19 protein-coding genes and 1 pseudogene are annotated in these 25,186 nt (G+C 39.4%); 8 read left to right on the forward strand and 12 right to left on the reverse strand.

Annotation, left to right across the window (positions count from 1 at the left end):
* Positions 1-100 precede the first annotated feature (100 nt).
* A complete protein-coding gene (locus ACFG4S_RS19870) occupies positions 101-2,446 on the forward strand; it encodes an adenylate/guanylate cyclase domain-containing protein (RefSeq protein ID WP_392530755.1) in 2,346 nt (781 codons plus the stop codon).
* Positions 2,447-2,593: 147 nt separating this feature from the next.
* Here the strand turns inward: ACFG4S_RS19870 and speY are convergent, their stop codons facing one another.
* Positions 2,594-3,766 (reverse strand): deoxyhypusine synthase, encoded by a 1,173-nt coding sequence (speY, locus tag ACFG4S_RS19875; RefSeq protein ID WP_392530756.1) that lies wholly within the window; start codon positions 3,764-3,766, stop codon positions 2,594-2,596.
* A gap of 385 nt (positions 3,767-4,151) precedes the next feature.
* Positions 4,152-4,367, reverse strand: a complete 216-nt coding sequence (locus ACFG4S_RS19880; RefSeq protein WP_392530757.1) for a hypothetical protein — start codon at positions 4,365-4,367, stop codon at positions 4,152-4,154.
* 473 nt (positions 4,368-4,840) lie between these two features.
* Here ACFG4S_RS19880 and ACFG4S_RS19885 point away from each other — a divergent pair, with 473 nt between their 5' ends.
* A complete protein-coding gene (locus ACFG4S_RS19885) occupies positions 4,841-6,994 on the forward strand; it encodes an FAD/NAD(P)-binding protein (protein ID WP_392530758.1) in 2,154 nt (717 codons plus the stop codon).
* A gap of 411 nt (positions 6,995-7,405) precedes the next feature.
* Positions 7,406-7,807 carry a fasciclin domain-containing protein gene (locus tag ACFG4S_RS19890; protein WP_392530759.1) on the forward strand — a complete coding sequence of 134 codons (402 nt, stop codon included), beginning with the start codon at positions 7,406-7,408 and terminating at the stop codon, positions 7,805-7,807.
* A gap of 193 nt (positions 7,808-8,000) precedes the next feature.
* Here ACFG4S_RS19890 and sfsA read toward each other — a convergent pair whose 3' ends face one another.
* Positions 8,001-8,726 carry a DNA/RNA nuclease SfsA gene (sfsA, locus tag ACFG4S_RS19895; RefSeq protein WP_392530760.1) on the reverse strand — a complete coding sequence of 242 codons (726 nt, stop codon included), beginning with the start codon at positions 8,724-8,726 and terminating at the stop codon, positions 8,001-8,003.
* A gap of 242 nt (positions 8,727-8,968) precedes the next feature.
* Here sfsA and ACFG4S_RS19900 point away from each other — a divergent pair, with 242 nt between their 5' ends.
* A complete protein-coding gene (locus ACFG4S_RS19900; RefSeq protein WP_392530761.1) occupies positions 8,969-9,637 on the forward strand; it encodes a 2OG-Fe dioxygenase family protein in 669 nt (222 codons plus the stop codon).
* A 2-nt stretch (positions 9,638-9,639) separates the two neighbouring features.
* On the opposite strand, the gene ACFG4S_RS19905 is transcribed toward ACFG4S_RS19900, so the two are convergent.
* A complete protein-coding gene (locus ACFG4S_RS19905) occupies positions 9,640-10,788 on the reverse strand; it encodes a DUF711 family protein (RefSeq protein WP_392530762.1) in 1,149 nt (382 codons plus the stop codon).
* A 235-nt stretch (positions 10,789-11,023) separates the two neighbouring features.
* Here ACFG4S_RS19905 and ACFG4S_RS19910 point away from each other — a divergent pair, with 235 nt between their 5' ends.
* Positions 11,024-12,292, forward strand: a complete 1,269-nt coding sequence (locus ACFG4S_RS19910; protein WP_392530763.1) for a tetratricopeptide repeat protein — start codon at positions 11,024-11,026, stop codon at positions 12,290-12,292.
* A 122-nt stretch (positions 12,293-12,414) separates the two neighbouring features.
* Here the strand turns inward: ACFG4S_RS19910 and ACFG4S_RS19915 are convergent, their stop codons facing one another.
* The gene (locus ACFG4S_RS19915) at positions 12,415-13,248 is read right to left on the reverse strand and encodes a DUF4114 domain-containing protein (protein ID WP_392530764.1); all 834 of its coding nucleotides are present in this window, start codon (positions 13,246-13,248) and stop codon (positions 12,415-12,417) included.
* A 543-nt stretch (positions 13,249-13,791) separates the two neighbouring features.
* Here ACFG4S_RS19915 and ACFG4S_RS19920 point away from each other — a divergent pair.
* Both ACFG4S_RS19920 and ACFG4S_RS19925 read left to right on the forward strand, forming a co-directional pair.
* Positions 13,792-14,090: pseudogene (locus tag ACFG4S_RS19920) on the forward strand (transposase family protein); the annotation flags it as partial.
* A 162-nt stretch (positions 14,091-14,252) separates the two neighbouring features.
* On the forward strand, positions 14,253-14,588 hold the full coding sequence (locus ACFG4S_RS19925) for a rhodanese-like domain-containing protein (RefSeq protein ID WP_392530765.1): 336 nt from the start codon (positions 14,253-14,255) through the stop codon (positions 14,586-14,588).
* 557 nt (positions 14,589-15,145) lie between these two features.
* Here ACFG4S_RS19925 and ACFG4S_RS19930 read toward each other — a convergent pair.
* The 3 genes from ACFG4S_RS19930 to uvrC form a co-directional block, all read right to left on the reverse strand.
* Complete coding sequence (locus tag ACFG4S_RS19930) at positions 15,146-16,195, reverse strand: adenosine deaminase (RefSeq protein WP_392530766.1); 1,050 nt, start codon at positions 16,193-16,195, stop codon at positions 15,146-15,148.
* An 810-nt stretch (positions 16,196-17,005) separates the two neighbouring features.
* Complete coding sequence (locus tag ACFG4S_RS19935) at positions 17,006-17,800, reverse strand: hypothetical protein (protein ID WP_392530767.1); 795 nt, start codon at positions 17,798-17,800, stop codon at positions 17,006-17,008.
* Positions 17,801-17,856: 56 nt separating this feature from the next.
* The gene (uvrC, locus tag ACFG4S_RS19940) at positions 17,857-19,734 is read right to left on the reverse strand and encodes an excinuclease ABC subunit UvrC (RefSeq protein WP_392536028.1); all 1,878 of its coding nucleotides are present in this window, start codon (positions 19,732-19,734) and stop codon (positions 17,857-17,859) included.
* Positions 19,735-20,180: 446 nt separating this feature from the next.
* Here uvrC and ACFG4S_RS19945 point away from each other — a divergent pair, with 446 nt between their 5' ends.
* Positions 20,181-20,363 carry a hypothetical protein gene (locus ACFG4S_RS19945; RefSeq protein WP_392536151.1) on the forward strand — a complete coding sequence of 61 codons (183 nt, stop codon included), beginning with the start codon at positions 20,181-20,183 and terminating at the stop codon, positions 20,361-20,363.
* Between the two features lie 24 nt (positions 20,364-20,387).
* Here ACFG4S_RS19945 and ACFG4S_RS19950 read toward each other — a convergent pair whose 3' ends face one another.
* From ACFG4S_RS19950 to ACFG4S_RS19965, 4 genes are all read right to left on the reverse strand, one after another.
* Positions 20,388-20,810 (reverse strand): response regulator, encoded by a 423-nt coding sequence (locus ACFG4S_RS19950; protein ID WP_392536029.1) that lies wholly within the window; start codon positions 20,808-20,810, stop codon positions 20,388-20,390.
* 642 nt (positions 20,811-21,452) lie between these two features.
* A complete protein-coding gene (locus ACFG4S_RS19955) occupies positions 21,453-22,724 on the reverse strand; it encodes an NF038130 family PEP-CTERM protein (protein ID WP_392530768.1) in 1,272 nt (423 codons plus the stop codon).
* A gap of 537 nt (positions 22,725-23,261) precedes the next feature.
* The gene (locus ACFG4S_RS19960; RefSeq protein ID WP_392530769.1) at positions 23,262-24,500 is read right to left on the reverse strand and encodes an LL-diaminopimelate aminotransferase; all 1,239 of its coding nucleotides are present in this window, start codon (positions 24,498-24,500) and stop codon (positions 23,262-23,264) included.
* Between the two features lie 202 nt (positions 24,501-24,702).
* Positions 24,703-25,038: a thioredoxin family protein gene (locus ACFG4S_RS19965; protein WP_392536030.1), complete on the reverse strand. Its 336-nt coding sequence runs from the start codon at positions 25,036-25,038 to the stop codon at positions 24,703-24,705.
* Positions 25,039-25,186 lie beyond the last annotated feature (148 nt).

Below are 25,186 nucleotides of genomic sequence, written 5' to 3' on the forward strand. Positions count from 1 at the left end.
ACGAATGATGCTGTTATAAAGCAATAATTTGAAATTTTTTCTTCTTATACTCTAAAATCTCCTGTTTGAATCTTCCTCTCAAGTCTGCTCCCACATTACAATGAAAGATCAAGTATTAGATCGGATTTTTAACAAACCTTCCTTTCCAAATAAATTTGAACGCTTGGAATTGGATGATAGTTTTTGCATCCTAGATACATCTGAGCAAGTACAACGGTTTGCACACCAACCAGAGGAGGTGATAAAAGGTAAAGATATCCGGCGAGGCTTTCCTGAGTTTATCGGACTTGAAGATATTTTGAGAGCTATCTTGTACGGAAAGCAAGAACTATTTGAATTACAAGAAATTAAACGAGATTGTAAGCAACAATCTCATATATACATAGATATATATATTATTGGCGAACAGCATGAAAGATTTGAAAATAGATTAATTGTACTAATTGAGGATGTTACCGATAAAATTATTTTAAAACAAAAGTTAGCACAGCAAGCTAATGAAGCGAATCTGCTATCCAGTGCTTTGATATCTTGTGAAAGTTACATGGATGGAGTAATCACTTCAATGGCAGATGCTTTTTTAGTAACTAATAACTTAGGAACAATAATCAAAGTAAATAACGCAGCTCAAAAATTATTTGCTTTTACTGAAAAAGAATTACTTAATCAATCTATATCATTAATAATTGAGGACAAAGTAGTAATAAAAGCCATTTATCAACATTTTTCTCTCAAGCAAAGTTTTCAGAATTTAGAGGTAGTTTGTAAAACAAAAACTAGAGAAAAGCGTTTGGTTGCTTTTTCTTGTTCGGTAATTCCGAAAAGAATAGAAGGATTAGAAGATATTGTATATATTGGTAGAGATATTACTGCTCGTCAGCACAGAGAACAGCGTACAAGCACCCAGTATGCTATCACCCGGATTATATCAGAATCCCAGAGTGTAAAGCAGGTAATTCCGCAAATTTTACAGGCGATTTGTCAAAACTTGGGATGGGATTTAGGTGAACTTTGGACACCAAGTCAATATATCGGCACTTCAGTAAAGAGACACAGTGTCAATGTAGTCCTAAGGTGTGTGGAAATTTGGTCAAGTCGAGTTGTTTCGGTGAGAGAATTTAAAGCAATTACCTGGCAAACTACTTATACACCTGGTGTTGGGTTACCTGGTGAAGTTTGGATCGGTCGATCGCCCTTGTGGATTCAAGATATCACTCAAAATGGAGATAAAGCGCGATCGCAACCTGCTGCGGAAGCTGGATTACACGCAGCTTTTGGCTTTCCTATTGTAGATGATAATGAAATCTTAGGGGTGATGGTTTTCTTTAGCCGAGACATCCAACCCAAAGATACCGAACTATTAAAAATGATGGGTTCTATTGGTAGCCAAATCGCCCACTTTATCAAACGCAAACAAGTAGAAGTTGCACTTAGAGAAAGCGAACAACGATATCGAGATTTATTTGAAAATACTAATGACTTAATTCAAGCCGTTAATGCCTATGGTCGTTTTTTGTATGTCAATCGTGCATGGCGAGAAACTTTAGGATATAGCGAAGCTGAAATTATGAATATGAATATTTTTGATATCATAACTCCAGAGTTTAAACAATATTGTTGGCAAAAGTTTTATCGCGTGCTTTCCGGTGAAAAGCTAGAGCAGCTAACAGCTGAATTCATTACCAAAACTGGTGAAAAAATCTTTTTAGAAGGCAACATTAACGGTAAATTTGTCGAAGGTCATCCAGTTGCTACTCATGGTATTTTTCGCAATGTTACTCAAAGATTAGTAACAGAAAAAGCACTGCGTCATCAACAGGAAGAAACCGAACGCTTGTTGCTGAATATTTCCCCAGCAGCAATCTCGAAACCCTTAAGAGAACAACGAGTTAGCATTACTGAAGATGTCGCTGATGTCACAATTTTATTTGCAGATATTATCGGCTTCAGCGAAATTGCTACTTCTATGAATGCGATTCAACTGGTAAACCTACTGAACCCAATTTTCTTAGCTTTCGATCGCCTCACCGAACAACATAGTTTAGAAAAAATCAAAACCGTTGGCGATGCTTATATGGTAGTTGGCGGCTTGCCCAAATGCCCAAATCACGCTCAGTCCGTCGCCCAAATGGCCCTGGATATGCAAACAGCGATCGCTTTATTTAATGCCGAAAATAACCAAAACTTCAACATCCGTATCGGTATTCATAGCGGTTCTGCAGTAGCAGGAATAGTTGGTCTGAAAAAGTTTACTGACGATCTCTGGGGAGACACGAGAAACATCGCCAGATGTATGGAATCCCAAGGCATTGCTAGTAAAATTCAGGTTACAGAATATACTTATAAACGCTTGTGTAATCAATTTTTATTTGAAAAGCGCGGCGAAATTGAAGTTAAAGACAAAGGGAAAATGACGACTTATTTTTTAATTGGGAATAGGGCATGAGGCAAAAGAGTGCTGAGTAATGAGTGCTGTTAGCGGTAGCGGGGCGTTTAGCCCGTGCTGAGTGCTGAGTTAGGAGTTAGGATTTCTCCCTATGCTCCTCTGCTCCTCTGCTCCCCTTGCCCCTCCGCCCCTCTGCCCCTCCGCTCCCTAAGTATTCGGAATCAACCTACCGCAGGGATAAGTGGCTGTTTGCTGTGAAGCACTTTCAGCTACCGCTGCTGGAATCTTATCTGATGGTTGGGTTTTGGCTGCTAGATAGTCTGTTTGCAGTTTGTTGAACATGGCTTCTCGCCGATCGTACAGACGTTTTAGGGTGCGAGGCTGGCACTTGTTGAGGATGTATGCTGTTACTAGTGGTAAAGCGATCGTGCTATCGGTGTAACAGACAATTGTGTTAGGTAATTCCTCTGGGTCAATCTTACCCCAGCTGACAGCTTCCGATGGGGTTGCGCCGGATAAACCACCTGTATCAGGACGCGCGTCTGTAAACTGCACAAAATAATCATGTCCGCGTTCTTCTAATCCTAAGACTTCGTGAATTTGCGGCTGTGTCTGTAGTAAAAAGTTTTTTGGACTGCCACCACCAAGAATTACGGCTGCACTTTTACCATCACCTTCACGGGCATTGTAAGCGATCGCTGCTGTCTCATTCACATCAATAGAAGGATCTAATATCAACTGCGAACCTTCCAACGCCAAAGCTGCTACGTTCATCCCAATTGAGCTATCGCCTGGAGAAGACGTATAAATTGGTACGCCATACTCATAAGCTGTGGCTAGCAAACAAGAATGCTCAACACCCAATTGCTTTTCTACTTCGCGGACATACTTACCTAGCAAATGGTGAAACTCAGCAGTTCCCATTCGTTTTTGAAAAGGTTCTGCTTGCAGAATCTTGCGGATAAAAGCATCGGTTTCCAACAACACATCGTAGCCAAAGATAATGTCATAAATCCGGATTGTGCCTTCTTGACGCAGTTTCACATCATCCAAAAACGGATTACCAGCAAACAATTCAAAACCCAAACCGTAGTGCATATCATGGTAAAGATTTGCACCTGTGCTAATCATCCAGTCAATAAAGCCGTTGCGAATTAAAGGTGCAAGCGCTGAAACCCCAAATCCGGCTGGTGTCATTGCACCAGAAAGGCTTACTCCCACCGTCACCCCTTCTGTTAGCACATCGCGGCTGAGTAGTTGGCAGATTTCCCGCAAACGTGCTGAGTTATACGCGGTGAAGTATTTATCAATCAAATCCACAACCCCAATATCATTTGATATCGGTGTCGGTGCGATTTTTTGACCCAGTTGTTTCGACATTTTGGCACTCCTGAACAGTAAACACGCCGAATTTAATGGTATCTAGCTTTCAGCCAAAGTGACAGTAATAAGCTTTAAGTTGCATAATTTGAATCGCTAGAAAGATGGGGGGATGAGGGGAGGCGAAGACGTGGAGATAGGGAAACACGGGGACGCAGAAATGCAATTTAAATGACGATTAGCTTAGCCCCTTAATTTATTGATGGAGAGCAAAAAACAGTCTGCCAATTTCTATGCCCCTGACTTCAGTCGTGGGGTAAAAATCAATACGGTTAGGTTAGGGCTTTTTGATGAAAACTCTAAATCACAAAGACGCGATAAATCGCCGTCTCTACAATAATCAATCTTTCGTCTTGACGGTGATTTATGGCGTCTCTTGGCTTAACTAAACCGTATTAGGATAACAATTACGAATTATATGAGCAATCTGCACCTTTATTGCATCGACCTGCACCTTTATTGCATCGACCTGCACCTTTATTGCATCGACTTGCAACTTTAATGCATTGACCTGCACCTTTAATGCATTGACCTGCACCTTTAATGCATTGACCTGCACCTTTAATGCATTGACCTGCACCTTTAATGCATCGACCTGCAACGCCTTAACTTTTTTTATGTTACACAACAACTCTAAAAGACTTGGTATAGGCGGTAGCCTTATCAAAGGGGGACTACAGAGGGGGTTTTCTTATATGCATTTTTATACAAAATTGGTATTAGTGTCAGAAAATCTTGACAAGTATCAAGGTAAAATTATTGCTTTTGAAGGGACATTTTTGAGATTAATAAAAAACCACGGTATTTGCATCGGATTTGGATGGAAGAGACAGATAAATTTTAGAGAAATACTTCTAAAACCTTATTTTATCTAGATTTTAATTTGTGTAATCTTACGATCCCCACTCTCTCAATTTAGGGAATTGAATACTCTAATCGAATTCCCACTTATTCATGTGCCTATGTGGTTTTTTGAACTAATTCATGCATGTCCCGGCTGAGAACAAGCATAAATTTTAGGTTTTCCGGGATAAATTGATGAATTGAAAGCAGTAAGTGCAGCTTGTACATTTTATGAATAACAGTATTTTTAACCTAAACATTTCTCCAGTTTCAATTGCCATCATTGGTGGTGGCTTTAGTGGTTCTCTGGTTGCAGCTAATCTTTTACGTCATGCAACTACGCCACTTTCCATCAAGTTGATTGAACGCAATTCGGAAGTGGGAAAAGGAGTTGCTTATGGTACACCAGTGGATTGTCATTTGCTGAATGTGCCAGCTGGTAAAATGAGCGCATTTGCGGATGAACCAAATCACTTCCTCAACTGGTTGCACAGCAACGGATATGAACAGGTAACAGCATCTAGCTTTGTTCCACGTCGGGTTTATGGGAATTATGTACAGGCGACTTTAAAGGCAGCACAGATAAATGTATTGGCAAATGTGCAGTTAGAAAAAATTGTAGATGAAGCGATCGCCATTGAAACAAAATCTTCTATGACAATAGTTTATCTCAGCAGTGGTCAGAGTTTATATGTCCAAAAAGCAGTGCTAGCTTTGGGCAATTTCCCAGCAATTATGCCTACACCAATTGCTAGTTTAAACAAGCAGTATGTCAAAGATGCTTGGTCAAGTAATGCGATCGCTAATTTAAATCCAGAGGATGCTATTCTGCTAGTGGGCACAGGCTTAACAATGGCGGATACAGTTGTTGCTTTACATCAGCAAGGATTCCAGGGAAAAATTTATGCTGTGTCGCGTCACGGATTGATGCCTTGTAGCCACAAATCAACAAATCCTTATCCAGCATTTATTGACGTAGAGACCGCACCAAAAACTGCCCGAAGTCTGCTACATATGATACGCCAAGAATTGCGATCGGCATTTACCCAAGGCAAAGATTGGCGTGGTGTAATTGATGCCATTCGTCCAGTTACTCAACAACTTTGGCAAACACTGCCATTACCAGAACAAAAGCGATTTTTGCGCCATCTCAAAGCTTATTGGGAAGTTCACCGTCATCGCATCGCCGAAGAAATTGCCGTAGTAATTGATGCTGCAATCAACTCTGGTCAACTCACCCATTACGCAGGTCGAATTCAAAGCTGTCAGCAGTTTGAAAATGGGGTTGATGTGACAATCCGCGAACGCGGGACACACAAAGATATGGTTTTGCAAGTCAAGCGGATTGTAAATTGCACTGGCGCAAATTGTGATTACCGCAGATTGCAGCACCCATTGGTAGCTAGTCTGCAAGAACAACGTTTGATTCGTCCCAACACCTTCTCAATGGGAATCGACACCGCCGTAAATGGTGCGCTGATAGATGCAGATGGAAAAGCATCTCAAATGCTGTACACCTTGGGGACACCGCGCAAAGGCAATCTTTGGGAAACCACTGCTGTTCCAGAAATTCGGGTTCAAGCCGCAAGTTTGGCGCAAGAGTTACTGAAATCCCTCAATTCCCATGCTAGTGCTGTGGAAGAAAATCTATCATTGAAGTTGAGGAAACCTGTTATGCTATTTCGTCAACTGTTCGATAAAGAATCAAGTACTTATACTTACTTGATTGCTGACCCAGAGACTAAAACAGCCATCCTAGTTGATTCTGTATTGGAACAGGTGGAACGGGATTTAAAAGTTTTGCGACAATTGGATTTGACTTTGCGCTACTGTCTGGAAACCCACATCCATGCTGACCACATCACTGGTACAGACAGACTCAGGTCACTTACAGGTTGTGTCGGTATCGTACCAGAAAACTCGGCGGTTACTGGTGCAGACCACTACATTGCTGATGGCAACATCTTGGAATTAGGTAATGTCCAAATTCGAGCGATCGCTACCCCTGGTCACAGTGACAGCCACATGGCATACTTAGTCAACGACACTCACTTATTAACTGGAGATGCCTTGTTCATCCAGGGTTGTGGTCGTACTGACTTCCAAAATGGCGATGCTGGCTCACTCTATGATGCCGTTACTCAAAAGTTATTCACATTACCAGATGACACCTTAGTATATCCCGGTCACGACTACCAAGGACAGACTGTATCCACCATTGGCGAAGAAAAGCGCTGGAATCCTAAGTTTGCTGGACGCAGCCGCAACCAGTTCATTGAACAAATGAACAACCTCAACTTACCTCAGCCGAAAAAGATACTGGAAGCTGTACCCGCAAATCAGCAATGTGGCAGAGTTTTAGTTGCACTGGATTATCAAATTTAAAAGCGTTGCTGAATTAAAGTATGAAATTTAAAATCTTTACCTTTGCGTCTTTGAACCTACCCTGCGGGAACGTCTAAAGGCGAATACGCCAAATTCAAATTCATACTCATATTCAGCAACGTCCAATATCTAGCAATCTATCAATAAATAATTGGTGGATAAATTCCCTGTAGAGACGGCGATTTATCCCGTCTCTCTAAGCGTCAAAATTAATGGGACAGACCACTAGCAAAAAACATAAGTTTTTAGCTGGGGATAATATCACATATAATTCTCTATTTGTATAAAAATATGTATAAACTTTTATCATAACAATAAAAAAAATGATTTGATATACACCCAACGATAGATAGATTTTATTAAAAAAATAGTTTAGATTTGTAACAAGTTACACAGAACTAGGTAAAACACATGGCCAACATAATTGACACTGCTACCAACAATGGTTCTTTCAAGACACTAGTTGCAGCAATCGAAGCAGCTGGTCTTGGAGATACACTAAATGGTGCTGGACCATTCACCGTCTTCGCACCCACTGACGAAGCATTTAACAAGCTTCCAGCAGGTACAGTAGACGCATTACTAAAAGATATTCCAAAGCTCAAGAAAATCTTGACCTATCATGTTGTCTCAGGTAAAGTACTCGCTGCTGATGTAGCTAAACTGAAAACAGCTAAAACCGTTGAAGGTTCAGATGTGAAAATTGATGCTTCTAATGGCGTCAAGATAAATGATGCAAAAGTTGCAACAGCAGATGTTGCTGCTGATAACGGTGTTATCCACGTTATTGACACAGTTTTAATTCCTGCATAACGAAACGTCAGAATAGCGAATGCTATCTCTGGAGTGACGGCTACCTATAGTCGTTTCTTTGTTACAGTCTGGTTGAATGTTTCTTAGTAAACACCAACTACCAATAAATCCATCTAGATAATGTCTAGATGGATTTATTGTTTTATAGGTATAGAGACGTTGTAATACAACGTCTCTATTTATTTAGGTGTAATCAAATTTTTAGTTTTGCCAAACCCAAATAACGGATACCTTCGGGGGAAATATCAAAACGGCAAGGTAAGACTTCTAAACCGAGAGCGATCGCCTCTCGTAATAATCTACCATATACAGGGTCAGTGCGATCGCCTGGCGAAAACTCTGTACAATCACTGCGATTGATAAAGTAAAGCATCACCGCACGAGTTAATGGTAGCAGCGCCATTAATTCTCGCAAGTGCTTTTGTCCTCTAGTAGTTTCCGTGTCAGGAAATAAGGCTAATCTTCCCTCAGAAAAAGTTGTATTTTTGACTTCTAAATAAATCGGGCGTTCTTCATCACTCCCCGTCAAGAAAAAATCCACTCGACTTTTTTTATCTAACCCGTAAACTACCTCGCCCTTAACCTGGCTATATTCACCCAATTCTGGAAAAAGATGTTTCGCCAAAGCTAACTTTACCACCCGATTGGGCAAAACAGTATTTATACCGACCCAAGTCGGCTCGTTGTCATGTACCTGAATCAGTTCTAAGGTATAAGCCAATTTGCGGTTGAGATTATCACTTTTGGAAAGCTGTACCGCACTTCCAGCAGTCGATACTCCAGTCATCGGCCCTGTATTTGGACAGTGTGCTGTCACTATCTCACCGGAAGTAAGTTGAACGTCAGCAAAAAATCGCTTGTAACGCTTGAGTAAAATACCCGAATACAAAGGTGGGTAACGGTAAAGCCAATCTATCATTATAAAACCTTGTTGCTGCTAGTAAATATACGTCGATTCCTTCTCCACCAAAGCCCCATCAATAAATCTTTTCCGCTGGGACTCCGCCCTGTGGGAGAACCAAGCAACTTTATATATCATGAAGTGTCAATTTTTGTAGTCAAATTAACAACATATTAATAAAAAGTAGCATATACTAAGTGTTATAACCCTCCCATAAAGAAAAACCTGGGAGAATTTCAATCTGCAAGGAGGTAAATCCTATGCAAAAATTGCGGACATCAACGGAATTAGAATATGCTTTTCTATTTACTCTTAGAAAAGTAAATTCAATTAATGTAGAAGGTTTCAAGCCATTTTTTAGTAATATGCCTATTGATCCTTACATCAAAGGTAACTATCGTTCGAGAAGACTCTCTCGGTTTATAGTTGCTGAGGATCAGTTAATTAAATTACCTCATGGCTACCTTTTTCAGAGTAAAGAGTATAATCCATTATTGGGCGATATAAAAAGAGAGTTTGCAGAATTAGATGATGCTCTCATAGAACTTGATATTTTTAGAAATCTTGTCTTAGCATTTAGTGATTCTTGTAAACTTCATCCCGAAGCTGAAATCGGAATTCATCAAATTAGAACTATTTGTTCCCCAGATAACTTAGGTAATCCCGCACCTGAAGGTATTCATCAAGATGGGACTGATTTTATTGGCATATTCTCAGTAGATAGAGATAATATTCAAGGTGGAGAAACACATTTGTATACGGCTAAAAAAGAAAAGCCTGTATTGAGTAAAGTTCTTAATCCGGGAGAACTTTTGTTGGTCAACGACCATGATTTTTTCCACTTTACCACTCCCATCAAACCACAAATTGATGCTCAAGGAAGTAGGGATGTTTTTGTGCTGACTTCTCCTAGCTTACTTTTTGAATAATTTTAGTCAACTGTAAATATTTTACAATCTACTAGATATGGGGAATTGAATCTAGTCATTTCCCCAGCTTTTTTATTGGGAATTGGAAATAATCGAGATGATAGTGGTTTATTCAACTTGATAGCTAAAGTTGCCATATCAATTAATATAGCCGTAATCTTTTCTATCGTTATATCCCCTGGAATTGGAACTGTATCCAGTCCACAGCCACAAACAGCTGAATATAATAATAAATTTGTAATATCATAGGTTTGCTCATTAGCTCTGGTAGCTAGCCCGACATCTTCACAAACTGGAAGCATTAGACCAGAATAACCACAGATTTTGACTGATACATTTTTCAATACACGAGTTAGCATCCCAGAAATGGCGAGAGTTCCGGAATTTCCAAATTTACCATCCATCAATTTTTCATAAGCAAAAGCAATACTATTTTCTTTATCCAAAGATGGAGCTAAAGAGGTATCAATACCTGTATAGAGAACTTGAAATTTATCAGATATTTTTTCAGCAATAACTGCAATTTTCTTTAATTCTACTTCTAAAAGTAATTGTAGCTTTTGCTCTGCGGGTAAAATATCATGAGCCTGTGAAAACGCTTCCATTACCAAATCACCTAACTCTAAACCTATAGAAAAAGATGTATTACCTGTATGGTATGCTGTAGGAAAAAATGGGATATTTGGTTGACAGTTTGCCCATGCACAAAAACGAAAGTTACCATAACCATTTTCAGTCTCTTGTGAAATACATTTAATAACTTTGGCAGATTCCCTCGCATTCTCAAAATTGATGCCAGTTTGCCTATCGCCAATCTTACTTGAGCAATAAATAATCGATGTATTTTTGTTAATATCTGGAATTATAGCTATGGTTTCGGGTTTATCTGCATAACCAATATTGAAAAAGTGGATATTCAGACTTTGACAAAGTTGTTCTAGAGATTGAATTTCATTGATAACTTCACTTTTTGACAGCGGTTGCAGATATTCTTCCCAGCTATTAGTAGCTATTCTAGTCGTCTGTACTTCATATCCTTGTTTTTCAAACTCAATCTGCCCTTGCTGATTGAACTCAGCAGCTTGCTTAATTTTTTCTTTTTCTTGTAAAGATTCAAGTGATATCCCTGTTGTGATAGTTCTAATTTTCATTGGTAAAACTGATTTTTAATAAAGTATACTCTAGGCTATTACAGCCATGCTACGTTACAAAAATATGGCGATTCAAAATTATGAATCACCATCGTTTGTTCATTTTATTTCCCTGAAAATTACGAAATTAAGCAAAGCCATGTTGAATATTTACAATATCAAGAGTAAGTAAATAGGTTAGGCTACGAAGCAACCCTACTCGAATTTAACTAACTGAATCAACCCCATAAATGCGATGAATGACGAATTCTACAATAGAGGATTGGAAAAGGCTAAGCGAAAAGACTACGCTGGAGCAATTGAGGAATTTACTCATGCTTTACAATTAACACCTTACTTTACCGAAGCTTATTTGCAACGGGGTTTAGCACATTATGACTCAGGAGCAATCCTTAAGGCTGTTTCAGATTATACCGAAGCCCTGAAGTTAAATTCTGAAAGTGTAGAGGCGTATTATTGTCGTGCATTGGCGAGGGTGGCGCTGAAAAATTTAGCGGGGGCGCTGGAGGATGTTGAACGAGCTATTCGTATCAATCTCAATTATGCTGCTGCTTATAATTTGCGGGGGATAGTGCGGCGTAAACAGGGATATATTCAAGATGCGATCGCTAACTTTAAAAAAGCTGCAAAATTATATCTAGAACAACAGGACAAAGAAAATTGTCGCCTGTGTCTAGAACAAATTAAACAGCTACAACCGCAAGAAAAAGCTGCTGTACAGCCATCACGTTCTCCAAATGCGCCGATTTTATCTACCAAGGAATATTTCACGCAATTATTAGACAAGGCTGAAAAAGGAGATACCCAAGAGGCACTCGCGGATCTAAACTGGGTATTACAAGCCGATCCGCAAGATGCCCAAGCTTACTGCTGTCGTGGGGTTGTGCGTTGTAAGATGGGGAATTATCGAGAAGCGATCGCTGATTTTAATCAAGCATTGCGATTAAATTTTCAAGATGCCATTGTCTATCGTAACCGAGGCAAAGCACGTTCTGTCTTGGGAGATCATCAAGGAGCGATCGCAGATCTAAACCAAGCACTCCAGATGCAACCTGAAGATGCCTTAGTGTATATTGCCAGAGGTAATGCCTATCGAGCAACTGGCAACTATCTCGGAGCAATTGAAGATTACACTCAAGCCCTACAAATTAATCCTGATGACGCTCAAGCTTACTACAATCGGGGCATTGCCTACACTTGCATAGAAGAAATACAAAATGCGGTGGAAAATTATCAAAGGGCGGCGAGTATTTTTTGTGAACAAGAAGACTGGGTAAATTATCAACAAGTCTTAAGTAGCCTAGAAAAAATCCAAAAATTTAGCCCGGAGTCCAAAAAGCAAAAATATAACCTACTACGTCAACGACTTTTGCGAATGGTGGGCGGATATTGGGAAATCGCTGAACGATTGATTCAACAAAAGCAGGATTATTATCCTGGGATGTCAGATGACTGGTATTTGCAAAAAGTGATTGATGATTTAGAACGCGATCGTGGTATGTAGAAGATAAATGCCCATACACATAAATTCACCCGTAGACTTATACGGGTGAAAATTTAATTAATCACTTGTTATTTTCTAATAAAATTAAACGCACTATAGATTAACAACTGAGGTTTCAAAGTTTAGTTAATAGTGCGAGTTTGACGGCGACGACGTAATCCAAACATGCTAACTGCCCCCACTGCAAACATTGACAAAGTAACAGATGGTTCAGGAACAGTAGCACCGATGAGTTCTTTAACATTTGCCTCGCCGATATCAAGAACAACGACAACATCATTAAAGTCACGGTCAGAACTTTCGTTCCACTTACCAGTTTTAGAATCTACCCCGGAAGCGTATAAACCTCCGTATAAATCCTCGAATGCTAGGAGGATATAGTTATTGTAAGCATAAGCAACTGCGTGCTGTAGTCCATCAGCATTAGAAGCAGTGTCAGTACCAAAGATATTGGCAGAGTCACCACGGTTTAAACCATCAGCTCTCAACCATAAGTCGAGTTGAGTACCTGCGCTAACATTACCAATATTCACGCCATCACCGAGTTTTAGCGCATTACCGCCCCAACCACCAACACACCCGGTTCCTTCACAAGAAATATCATTAAAAAGCAAACCAGACTTGTTAGTAGTTCCTGTGGCATTAAAGGCTAATTGGTTTCTATAACCAGCACCTTCATTAATGAAGAAAACAGAAACATCGTGGTCGTATTTTAGGTTTAATTGACTGGCGTCTAATTTAAATTGTCCGCTGTTTGGAAGAGCAACACTTTCTGCTTGAACAAATTGCTGGAAAGGAGAATCATTAAAACCAGTCTGAGACTTATTTTCTACTGTTGGTTGAGTCCAGGAATCATTCCAAGTAAAATCTGAAGCAGATGCAGTTTCTGCTTTGGTGACTAATCCAGTTAATGTAGCTGTAGCGGCAATCAAGGCAGTGAATAAAGTACGTTTCATATCAGAGTCATTGAGTAGGTAAAACACTTTAGATAATGCTCTTTTGAGCAGCTATCTCTCTTCTGTCTTCTCTTACTTCTAACAGCTATACTTCTACAAAGTCAATCTTAATTTTGCCTTTTTGTGGTATGTTCAAATAGCTCTTTATTTAGAGTGTTATTACTGAAAAATTATATTTTTGGACAGACAAGACACTGTTATTAGCACTTAGTATTTCAACTTAAGCGATATTAAAAATTGATGAAAATCTTTATACTTTTTATGAAAATCAGATGTGCAATTTATATAATCAAAAGCTGAAAGCTTCATCTATAGGAATTTTTATTGGTATGAAGTAGATGAGTAAGGCTGCACTATCATATGTGTCAACTTAATACTTGGCGAAGGTCATTTGCAGGTAAACAAACACAACTAACGTCCGTGCTTAAGTTGAATCAGGGTAAGAGCATCTAAGTTGGTATAAATTGTACTTGACAGATGAAATGAGAGCATGGTACTTAAAAGAACATCTGTACTGCTATGTAAATCTCAAAGAATACTAAAATGTCTCAGGGCTTTGAAATGGAATCTGGCAATGGCAAAAAGACTTCTGGTAATCAGCAGAACCGAATAGAAGTGCCAGAAATTGGAGCTATTGAGCAGAGCTTAGTCCAGCACTTTGGAGAGATCAAAGACCTAAGAGTAGAGCGTACTAAAAAACATCTGCTCACGGACATTTTAGCGATGGCAATTCTAGCAATAATCGCCGGAGCGCAGGTATGGGAAGACCTTGAAAATTATGGCATTAGCAAGAAATAATGGTTTGGTTAGAAGAGTTTTTGGCATTACCCAACGGTATTCCATTAGTGCAGTCCTTGGGTAGTCCAAATGAACCAATGACTATTCCCCCAAATTATTGGGGGATTGTTATGAGCTAGTTGCAAATTATTAACTTATTAGACTGAAAACTCAATTAAAAGGTGATTTTTGATAAATTGCTTGTGAGGTCTAAGCGGGAAAAGCTTATGAGTAGTAAATTAGCTGCTAATGCTCACGATTTAAAGTCTCTTTTGGATTGGGGTCAACCAGGTTTAACAATTGTTGACGTGCGCGATCGCCATACTTACAATCAAGGTAGGATTACTGGGGCAATATCTATTCCCTTGGAAGATTTAGCATCCAGAGCTAAATCTGCTTTGCATACAGAACGCCATATCTATGTTTATGGCGAAAATGACCAACATACAGCCGAAGCTGCACAAATTCTCACAGCAGCAGGGTTTGGTCATGTAGCAGAAATTCCCGGCGGTCTTCCAGCTTGGATTTCAACCGGTGGTGCAACAGAAGGTGTTGCCGCATAAACTTTACCCAGATTATTTCATATAGCGCTTCTCGTTTGGATGCAATACCTGACGATACATACTAGTAGCACCGCAATGCTGTAACCCTACGAGCGCCTGTATTTCACCCAAGCAAGAACTGCTATAATTTTCTGGCAAAAATCCGAATTAGGGAAAAAAGAACCACAGATTAAGGGAACTCCAAGAAATAAATTATCCCGCTTGAAGTTGTTGACTGTTAACTGTTAACTGTTGACTGTGAACAGTGGGATATTTTTTATTTGTCAGTCCCTATACTGATAAATTATCTGTATGCATCTGTGGTTTAATCTCTAAAATATTGATTTTTGCAAGATATTTATTGTGGATTAAGTCGGTAGGCGTAATTAAACATAAGATAAAACCTCACCCTCAATCCCTCTCCTTAGTAAGGAGAGGGAAGCCGGAGGCAGGGTGAGGTTTTATATTTAATTTGACCCACTTACTTACAGCTTTTTCTCCGACATGAGAAAAAATAATTACTTGCAACATTAATTAACATAAAATCAGGTGATTTTATGATGATCTCTAGGTGGTTTTTAATTAATATCCCCCATCACTAAAACTTTAGGTGTTTCAAGTTTCAGTAAACCATTCAATAACGATGCGGGATGTTGTTTGTAAGGCCAAGCAAAAGCATGACGGAAAGCTGCATCCTGACAAGCTTGTAGTTGTTTAAAGTTAATAATGTCGTAAGTCAAGAGATTTTCATACTCCCAAGGCAAACGCACATTGTGCAACCCAGCGTTATCAGTACAAATAGCAATATCGACGCCAGCATCAAAACAACGGTCAAAAACTACTTTCAGTTGGCGTATATCCTGCAAAGTACCAGTTTTCAGATAAGTTGTGGGGCAAACTTCCAAGCACTGTCCGCGTCTAGCCACATCATTAAGTAATTCTGGATACAGCAAAGGAATTTGGATGCCGTGACCGATTCGCATGAGATAGGGTAACAGTTGCGGGTAACAGCCGGCAGTAGTTTCATATAAATGTCCGGTGGTATTAACGCCCTGCGATCGCGCATAATCATATAGACTAATCCATTCTTTGAGGCGATCGGCATAATAGCTATCACCTCCTGCGACATCTACTCCACAGACATACTGCTTATTTTGCGCCGCCAAATCAATAATTGCCTTGTTCACCTCATAGGGTAAACGCGTGTGCATACAGAGAATTTGGCTAGTAACAATGGGATATTCTGGCAGGTGGCTAGCTTGTCCTACTACTTGGACAATTTCTGCCATCTTGTCAATTCTGTCTAATTGACTCAGATGCTCAGGTGTCCGTAAATAGGGAGTATAGCGCAGTTCCAGATAAGCCAAATTTTCAAAAATGTAAGCACCCCGCACCAGCCGATAGATAAAGTAAGGTAAAGTCTCTACAGTTTGTACACTTTCTACCAGAGTGTGTAATTCTAGATACTCATCTAGGGTATTGCGTGGGCGGGTATAAAAATCTTCAAATTCTGAATAGTCAGCAAAGCGGGAAATCAACTCTGAAGAATGTCGCTCGAAATATCGCCACAAAACTCTGGGTACGACGGAACCGCCTAGATGTCTATGTAATTCTGCGTATAAGGACATAGTGGTATTTTTAGGGAAAAAATTTCAATAATTGTAACAAAAACATAGGAATAAAAAATCTGTACTCGAAATTTTTCGGAGACTTGTGTCCTTTGTGTTTTTTTGGCTACTAAACGCTCCATTATTGCTTAATAAGCAGCTCTCCAGGTGTTGAGATACGGCTTGGTGACTCACAGACATCGCGTCAACCCACAACAATCCTTCAATTTCCAGGCAGCAAGCACATCTATAGGACTTACGCAACTGGCATATTTTTTTGTTTGTAGCGAGGGCTTTAGTCCTCAAAATCTGGACTGTTCGCGTTGGCGGAGCCTCTCGAAGAGTTGCGTTCCCGTAGAGTAGCCCTTACTACAAACTAAAAGTTTTAATTTTTTGTGACACTTGCGTAAGTCCTAATCTATATAAATAAATGCTGTATTTGTCGATACAGTAAACTCAATACTATTGCTGCCATTACTGCTAGGGTTAGTACACGATGGCGCAAACTACGTTCAAAGTCTTTTACCCCTTTGAGATTGGTAAATGTACCTTGGACTGATTAACTCAAACAGCCTAGATTCTATTTCTTAGCTGGGGAAGGTGACTCGATGCAAATCTGGATTCCCTTGTTTTTGGCGTGGTTTACTTATGACTAGTGGTCTGTCAAATTCATTTTGAGGGTTAGAGAGACGCGATAAATCACCGTCTCTACAGGCAATTTATCCATCAATTATTTATTGACAGATTACTAGTATCAATACCACTGTCTTGAGTTTAACCATTACTCAAAAGTAGATATTTATTTATAAATATTCAAAACTTGTTTATAGACTAACTCAAATTTAGAAATTTCCGGACATTAGAGACAATTTCCTGATAATCATCACTGTAGTAGTCCTGAGTTAATGGCACGAGTTGACCAGAGTCAAGTTTCAAAGTAATTCTGTGCGACTGTCCCATAGCATAATCGCATATTTCAATCTCAACTTCTGAAATTTTTCCGAGAGGATACTCTATTACATCAATACAGCGCAGCCATTTTTTGCGAGTTAATCTAAAGTAGTTAGTATCGCGGTCAAATATGCAATTTGAGCCAGCTTCATATATTTCGCAAACAATAAAGACTATATTAAATGCAAAGAGTGGAATACTTCCCAATAACCAACTACTGAACTGATTTTGCAAAATATTTAGTTTCTTTATCTCAGGTGTAGCAATATATTGATTGATTCGAGTTACAACCTTATTCAGAGTAGCATTTATATCTTCATTTGTTCCCTCACTAAAATTCAAAGGAACCTCAGTATTTTTAATTAGCAATACTATATGATAAGAGTATTTTCCTGTTTGTCCATCAGCTTTATCTGACTTTTTGATCTTAGCCTCTCTCAAGTCTGAGAGTTTAAATTTTTGCTTGACTTTTATCCAAAAAGGCGATTGGATAAGTTCACAGCTTCCCTGATTTGGAGAAATTTTCTGACAGACCAGACCAGAATCACTGCCAACGAAAAAAGCTCCCAGTAACGTGAAAATTGTACATAAAAATGTGAAATATAAGTTTCTCCAATTAGGTTTTAAGGGTTTAAAGAGTATTAGTTGGTGTGAATTAAATTTCCGAACCTGCATAATTCATAAAATTTTAGGTCAATTAATTATTGAGGAATAAAATAAACCAAGATTCTTCAAGCAGGATGAAAATAATTGTAAATTTCTTGAGCCAAACGTGGTCCGATTCCTGGAACTTCAGCGAGTTGTGCGGTTGTTGCTTGGCGAATATAATCGACTGAGCGAAAATGCCCTAATAGAAGCTTTTGTCGATGATGTCCTAAACCGGGAATTTCATCTAAACGCGATCGCTTTAATTTATCACTACGCTGCTGACGATGGAAACTCACTGCAAACCGATGCGCTTCATCCCGCAGTCGCCGTAACAATTGTACCCCTGGTTGTTCTGTGTCAGTCGTCAAGGGTTTAGATTCTCCGGGTAAAAAAATCTCTTCTCGCTGCTTTGCTAAACTCACAACTCGCAAGTCTTCTAATAAATTCATTTCTTGCAAAACCGCAACAACTGATGATAGTTGACCTTTACCACCATCGATCATAATTAAATCAGGCCAATCAGAATTACCCAAACGTTCTAATTGCGGATCTTCAGCATACTTGCGAAAGCGACGCTGGATAACTTCAGCAAGACTAGCAAAATCATCTGAATGTCCGGCTGTTACTGTAGGATTTTTAATTTTATAGTGGCGATAGTATTGCTTGGCGGGTAACCCATCGATAAATACCACTTGTGAAGCTACAGCATTTGAGCCTTGAATGTGAGAAATATCATAACCTTCGAGACGGTGGGGTACATCTGCCAAATCCAGAATAGCTGCTAAATCTTGCATTGCTTGGTCGTTGCGATCGCCTAATTTTTGCATTCTTTGCAATTCATACTGGGCATTTCGCTCTACCATCTCTATTAATTCTGCCTTAGTTTGCCGCAAAGGAGTTAAAATTGTGACTTTTTTACCTTTACGTTGAGTCAAGACATCCGCCAATATTTCCCCATCTGGTAAATCATACTGGACTAAAATTTCTATGGGTATTTCCACTGAATCAGCGGTTTGGTAATGTTCTTCTAAAGCTCGTTGTAAAATAGCTCCTAGTTCTGCGTGAGTATTTGCTACAAACGCCAAGCGTCCCACTAATTGACCAGCACGAATCTGAAATAGTTGAATGCAAGCGTGTTGTGCATCAGCTGCCAGAGCGATCGCATCCCGCGAAACTGTATCATCTGGTAGAGACACTTTTTGGTCAGCTGTCAGCGACTTTAACCCAGAAATTTGATCGCGAATTCGCGCCGCTGACTCAAAGTTGAAGTTCTCAGCAGCAGCGTTCATCTGTTGGGTCAAAATATCAATCAACTCTTGAGTCCGACCTTGGAAGACCATCGCTATTTTTTGGACAATTTTGCGATATTCTTCTGGTGAAATCAGCTGTTGACACACACCAGGACAACGCCCTAAATCATAATTCAAACAAGGACGGTCTTTAAAAAGTGGTTGAGGTCGTTGTCGCTGGGGAAAAATCCGCTTACACAGGCGGACAATTTCTCGCAATAGACCAGCATCAGTATAAGGGCCATAAAATTTATCTTTTTCTTTGCCGAATTGACGTTTCCGAGTGATGAAAATTCGGGGATAATCTTCTGACCAAGTGATGCAAAGATACGGATATTTTTTATCATCTTTGAGCAGCACGTTAAAGTATGGCTGGTGCTGCTTAATCAAGTTGGCTTCCAGCGCCAAGGCTTCCGCTTCAGTATCAGTGACGATGAATTCAATTTCAGTCACCAGCTTGACCATTGTCGCTATGCGTTCGCTTTTGTTATAGCCATCTCGGAAGTAGGAACGTACACGCGATCGCAACTTACGTGATTTACCTATATATATAATGCGATCGTTCTTGTCCCGCATAAAATAGACCCCCGGTTCCGGTGGAATTTCCGCTAGACGGTTTTCCAGTCGTTCTGGCTCTTTAACCAGTGATAGTATTTGAGTTGATATTGTCACGACCATAATTAAGTAATCTTTCTCTATTTTAAGAAAAATTATTTTTTCCTGCCGATTTAACAAAGTACTATCAAGTAAATATACTGTAGCTAGACTTTTAGCTCACACTTAGATAAGTGCCGATCTGAGAAAACTTTCACTCACAACTTCGATTTACACTTAGTTTATCTAGCTGAGACTGGAATCGGCAATAAATATTACAATAAATATTACTTGTTGTACTTGTACTGAAATTTTAAACTCACGATATTTTATTATTTAAAATTATATTTTTTAGATAAAAATTACTTTATTTCTCTGACTGTATTGACTTTATCTATTTGTTATTAAACTCATTTATTTTTTGAAGTTTTAATATTAATAGAATTAATAGAATTAGTAACTTTAATTGATCGATTACTATTGATAATATAACTATTTTAATAATTAAATATCAGACCTAAATTATGAATATAAATCTACAAGATTTTGAAACGCAATACCGTGAGGCTACAGCTGAGACGCTCAATGATTTACAAACAGCAGTTTTATTATTAGCAGAAGTACAAAAGAAAATTTCAAAAATTGGCAATTCTGTGCAAAATCTTAGTCAGCGTCTTGAAGAGTTCATTGCTGAGCAAAAAGTATAATAAATAAATGTAAACTAGAAAAGCTTATCTGTAGCTACACCTAAACTCTTCTTCAATTGTCAAGATAAGATCCTTGAGTTTTAGAGGTTTAACAAAATAACGACGTGCGCCCAAACTTAGAGCTAGTTCTTGATCTGCTTTAAAAGCAAATGCAGAAACCACAATAATAGGTATTTTGGACAAATCAGGTTTTTGCTGGACTTCTTTTAAAAGTGAATAACCGTCAATATCTGGTAATTTCAAGTCGAGTAACATTAAATCTGGCTGGAATTTTTCTATAGTTGAGAAAAAAGCAGAACCTTCTGATAAACTCTGAACATCATATCCACAATAAATTAGATAATCACTCAGTAACATTCTATTCAGATCGTGGTCTTCGATTAATAAAATCCGTCTAGCTTGGTTTGACCGGAATTGATGATTTATATTCACTAATTGTGCTGTCATTGCCATGTATCATCATTTTCAGTTAAAAGTCAATTATTCATTGCCAGATGAATTCCTAAGCGAATACAAACTTGACTTAATATAATCAAAAACAATAATATACCAAATTTAGCTACATAAGTATACTTAAATCATATGATGTTACAATTAAAAATTAATTAAAAATTAAACTTTTCTTCATAAAGTTTTTATTCTTGATCTTCTTAAATATTTTGCTGGTAGGGTAAATGCTCACTAGAGCAGTTTTAATCCGGATGCCAGAAAAAAAGTCAGTACTGACGCAAACAATAGGCGAAACCCCAATCCTCAAGTAGGGGCAATTCATAAATTGCCCTTACGCTCTATAGTTTTGTATGAGTCCTAAAAAGTAATAAGGGGAATATACTCTCTAATAGCTCACAGGAAATATCTAGGACTTAGAGATTGACATAAGCAATTAAATATGCGTATGAATTTTCAGGTATTCAAGTTTAATTTTTTCACCATTAGTCAGCCATCTAACACTAGTACTCAATAGCCTAAAACAACGGGTTTTCCTTGATACACATGATAGTCATTTTATACAGTGTGTAAGTCCTATATTCATAAAAAAAGGAGCAAACATTGCTCCTTTACTTATTTTTGGGAATGAAAACCGGAGTTTCAACCAGATACTTTTTTTAACTTGCGTTGTGTAGCAAAGATACCAGCAACACCTAAAATACCAAGTATTACTGATGGTTCTGGCGCTGAGGCATACTTAGGTGTTGTCCAAGTATAAATCGCACTGTAGGATACACCATCATCAGAAGCAGTAATACCGGATGCAGTTGGGTTAAAGCTATAGGCATAGTAGGTTTGACCACCAGTAATTACCTTGGCAATTTCACTAGCTCCAATTTCACCTTTGTAGTCGTTTAATGTAGCTTGCAGGGTCAGTACATCTTTAAATGATGTGAGTTGAGAGATTTGACCTGATAGCTGATCTTTGGGAGTATTCAGTTGAGAGATTTGACCTGGTAGCGTCACTGTTTTGAGAGTATTGAGTTGAGATTTTTGAATTGCTAGCGGCTGAGTTTTAAGAGCATTGAGTTGAGCTATTTGAGTCGTCAAGGTTTGCCTTTGTGTTTGATTGGCTGTAGTGTTAGGAATTGCATTCAGGGCTCCTTGTAGTATTGTAATTTGTGTTGTAATTGCACTCACCGCTGCTGCTTGTGTTGCAATTTGTGTTGGAATTGCGTTGATTGCTGTTTGTAGTGTGGTAATTTGTCCTGTAATTGCGTTTAGTTGTGTTTGTAGTTGTGGAATGGAACTTTCAACTTGTGAAAGGGTTGGTTGAGCTGTTAGTTGAGGAAACTGTGATTTAATTGCATTCCACTTTTCATCAACCTTACTAGAAATAGTTGTTGCAAGTTTATTCTTGACATCTAAGTGACCAACTAATTTCAGTTCCACACCGCCATTTTGACCGAATTGGAAATCACCAACGTTAGGGTCTCCCATTCCCAAAGAAGGAAAATAACTAGTTACTAGTGATTTGGTATCGGCGGAAAACCCGTTCCAAACTGATTTAAATGGTGTGTAGCTACTCAATAAATCGCCTAGCCATTGGGAACCAAAATTATTCCAGTCGTTAGCGGTGACACTGCTGACAGTAGCACTGTATTTTCCTTGTGTGGCGGTGAAACCAACGTTAGAAGTGGGATTTTCGGTACTATACCAAAGTTCAACGTTAGAAGTGGGATTTTTATCGGTTAAAGCTTCGGCTGCGGCGGCGGCATTTCCTTTAATGAACTGGCCGTTTGAACCACCTGTGTAAGTATTGGTTTCGTTGAGATTATTGAACTCAAAGGATACAGCGTGTGCTGGGGCAGAGGCAATAGCGCTCACACCAATAGCCATTGAAGCACCAATCACAAGTTTCTGAAAAGTCATTTTCATTTTTTTTCAAGTCTCCGTCAGTTTGAAAGTTAAGGTTTAAACTACTGCTGTTTCTAGGCTTGGACTGTCTTGACTACAGGCTTTTTAGCAATACTTCCGCTTAAAAATGCGACCTGTATGTTAAGCCATCTTTGGTAGCTGAGCGTACAAACCCACTTTAAGAAATGGGAGACTTGATTGGGTAAAGTTCCTGCTGATTATCAATGAAATGATGACGAATCTTTATCAAGTTTTATACGTACAATTACATGTTTCAGCAAATAATAAGGGTATTTTAAAGCACATGATATTTGCTGAGGAGAATATAGATATTTGTAGGTAATCACAGCTGTGTTAACCTACTCCATATTCCAGCTATGGACTTTGGCGGAAAAAATCCTTAGGAATAAGAATGAAATAACATACAATTTATGTCCCTGGCTTACCTCACCCTCAATCCCTCTCCTTTATAAGGAGAGGGAAGCTAGAGACAGGATGAAGTTTTGCATCTTATTTAATGCACGTTCCTTAGCACTCAGTTTGAGAAGAAATTCAATTCAGGAATTTAGCAATTTTTTCCACAGCAGTTTCTAACAAAGCTGGCTCATGCACTAAAGCAAAGCGGACATACCCTTCACCGGATTTACCAAAACCCGCACCTGGAGAAGCAGCTACACCAGTTTGTTTGACTAACTGGGTGCAAAATTCGATGGAGTTTTGACTCCAGGGTGAAGGTAACTTTGCCCAAATGTACATTGTGGCGTGGGGAGTGGGAACATTCCAGCCAATGCTGTGTAAAGCAGTGATGAAAGTATCTCGACGCTCCTGGAAGGTAGCTACAGCAGTTTTTACGCCAATTTGAGGACCAGTCAAAGCAGCGATCGCCCCATTTAAAATTCCCCGATACTGGTTAAAATCAACAGCAGCTTTAACCTGGCGTAAAGCTTTAATTAACTGGGCATTACCAATGGCGTAGCCAATGCGGAAGCCGCCCATATTGTAAGACTTGGAAAGGGTAAAAAATTCAATGGAGACGCTTTTTTCTGGATCGGCTTGTAGAATTGAAGGGACTAGGGACTGGGTATTGAGTATTGGGTATTGAGAAAAATCTTTCCTATTCCCCAGTCCCGACTCCCTATTCCCTTCAAATACCAAATCTACGTAGGGGAAATCGTGAACTAGGGCGAGATTGTGTTGCTGACAGAAAGCGACAGCTTCTTGGAAGAAAGATAAAGGAGCGATCGCCGCTGTGGGATTGTGAGGATAACTCAACACCATCATCCGCGACTGAGCCAAAACTGGAGCAGGAATATCAGCAAAAACTGGTAAAAAAGCGTTTTCTTCCGTTAGTGGCATTGGGTAGATTTGTCCACTAGCCAGGTAGACTCCTCCAGCATGGGAGGGGTAACCTGGATCGAGCAATAGGGCAAAATCTCCGGGATTGAGCAATGCTAGGGGAAGATGGGCTGTGCCTTCTTGAGAACCAATCAGAGGTAGTACCTCAGTTTGGGGATCGACTCTAATGCCAAATTTTTGTTCGTACCAGTTGGCTGCGGCTTCCCGAAAGCCTTGAGTACCATTAAATAACAGATAGCCGTGGGTAGTGGGATCGTGAAGAGATTGGGCGATCGCCTCAATGATGTGTGTCTCGGCTGGTAAATCAGAAGACCCCAAAGACAAATCAATTAACTGTTGTCCAGCAACCAAGGCAATTGCCTTGGCTCTGTCCATATCAGCAAATACATTAGATTGTAGGGGTTGTAAACGTTTGGCAAATTGTATGTTAGTCATTTGTACTACCCTGGGGGAAGCCGCTGGCGCGTCTATGTCCTTTATCATTTGTCCTTTGTTATTTGTCATTTGTCATTTGTCCTCTATGACAAAGTTCTGATGCTGGAAAACCTCTACACCCTGCGGGATGTTGCTACAGACTTTGCGCTTTGTCATTTGACTAACGACTAATGACTAATGACCAATGACTAATGACCAATGACTAATTACTGTCTAAGTGTTTAGCAAGGAGGCTGAGTAATTTTTCTTTGCCGATGACTCCCTCAGTGGATTCTAGTAGTTTGTCTCCTTGAATTAGCCTGAGGGCGGGTACACCTTCCACTTGGTATTGCTTTACTGTGAGAGGGTTCGGGTCAATTTCCATTTTAACGACTTTGAGGCGATCGCTATAAGCAGTAGCAGCTGAGCTAATCATGGGCGACATCAATTGACAAGGCCCGCACCAGGAAGCCCAAAAGTAAACTAATACAGGCTGCTCCGCTTTTAAGACTTCTGTTTCAAAATCAGCATCAGTTATGGTGATTACAGCCTTACTCATTGCAGTCTCCATCAGGTGGCGATCAAAGTTGGCACACACAATACTCTATCCCAAACTGAGTCCTGAGTCACCGAACTTCTCATCTCAGGCAGCTGAAACTCCAAAGTTATTGCTGATTCCTGAGAAAATAGTACAAATCCCCGTAGGG

Source organism: Nostoc sp. C117 (genome assembly GCF_043099735.1).
In the GTDB taxonomy this organism is placed as follows: Bacteria; Cyanobacteriota; Cyanobacteriia; order Cyanobacteriales; family Nostocaceae; genus Nostoc.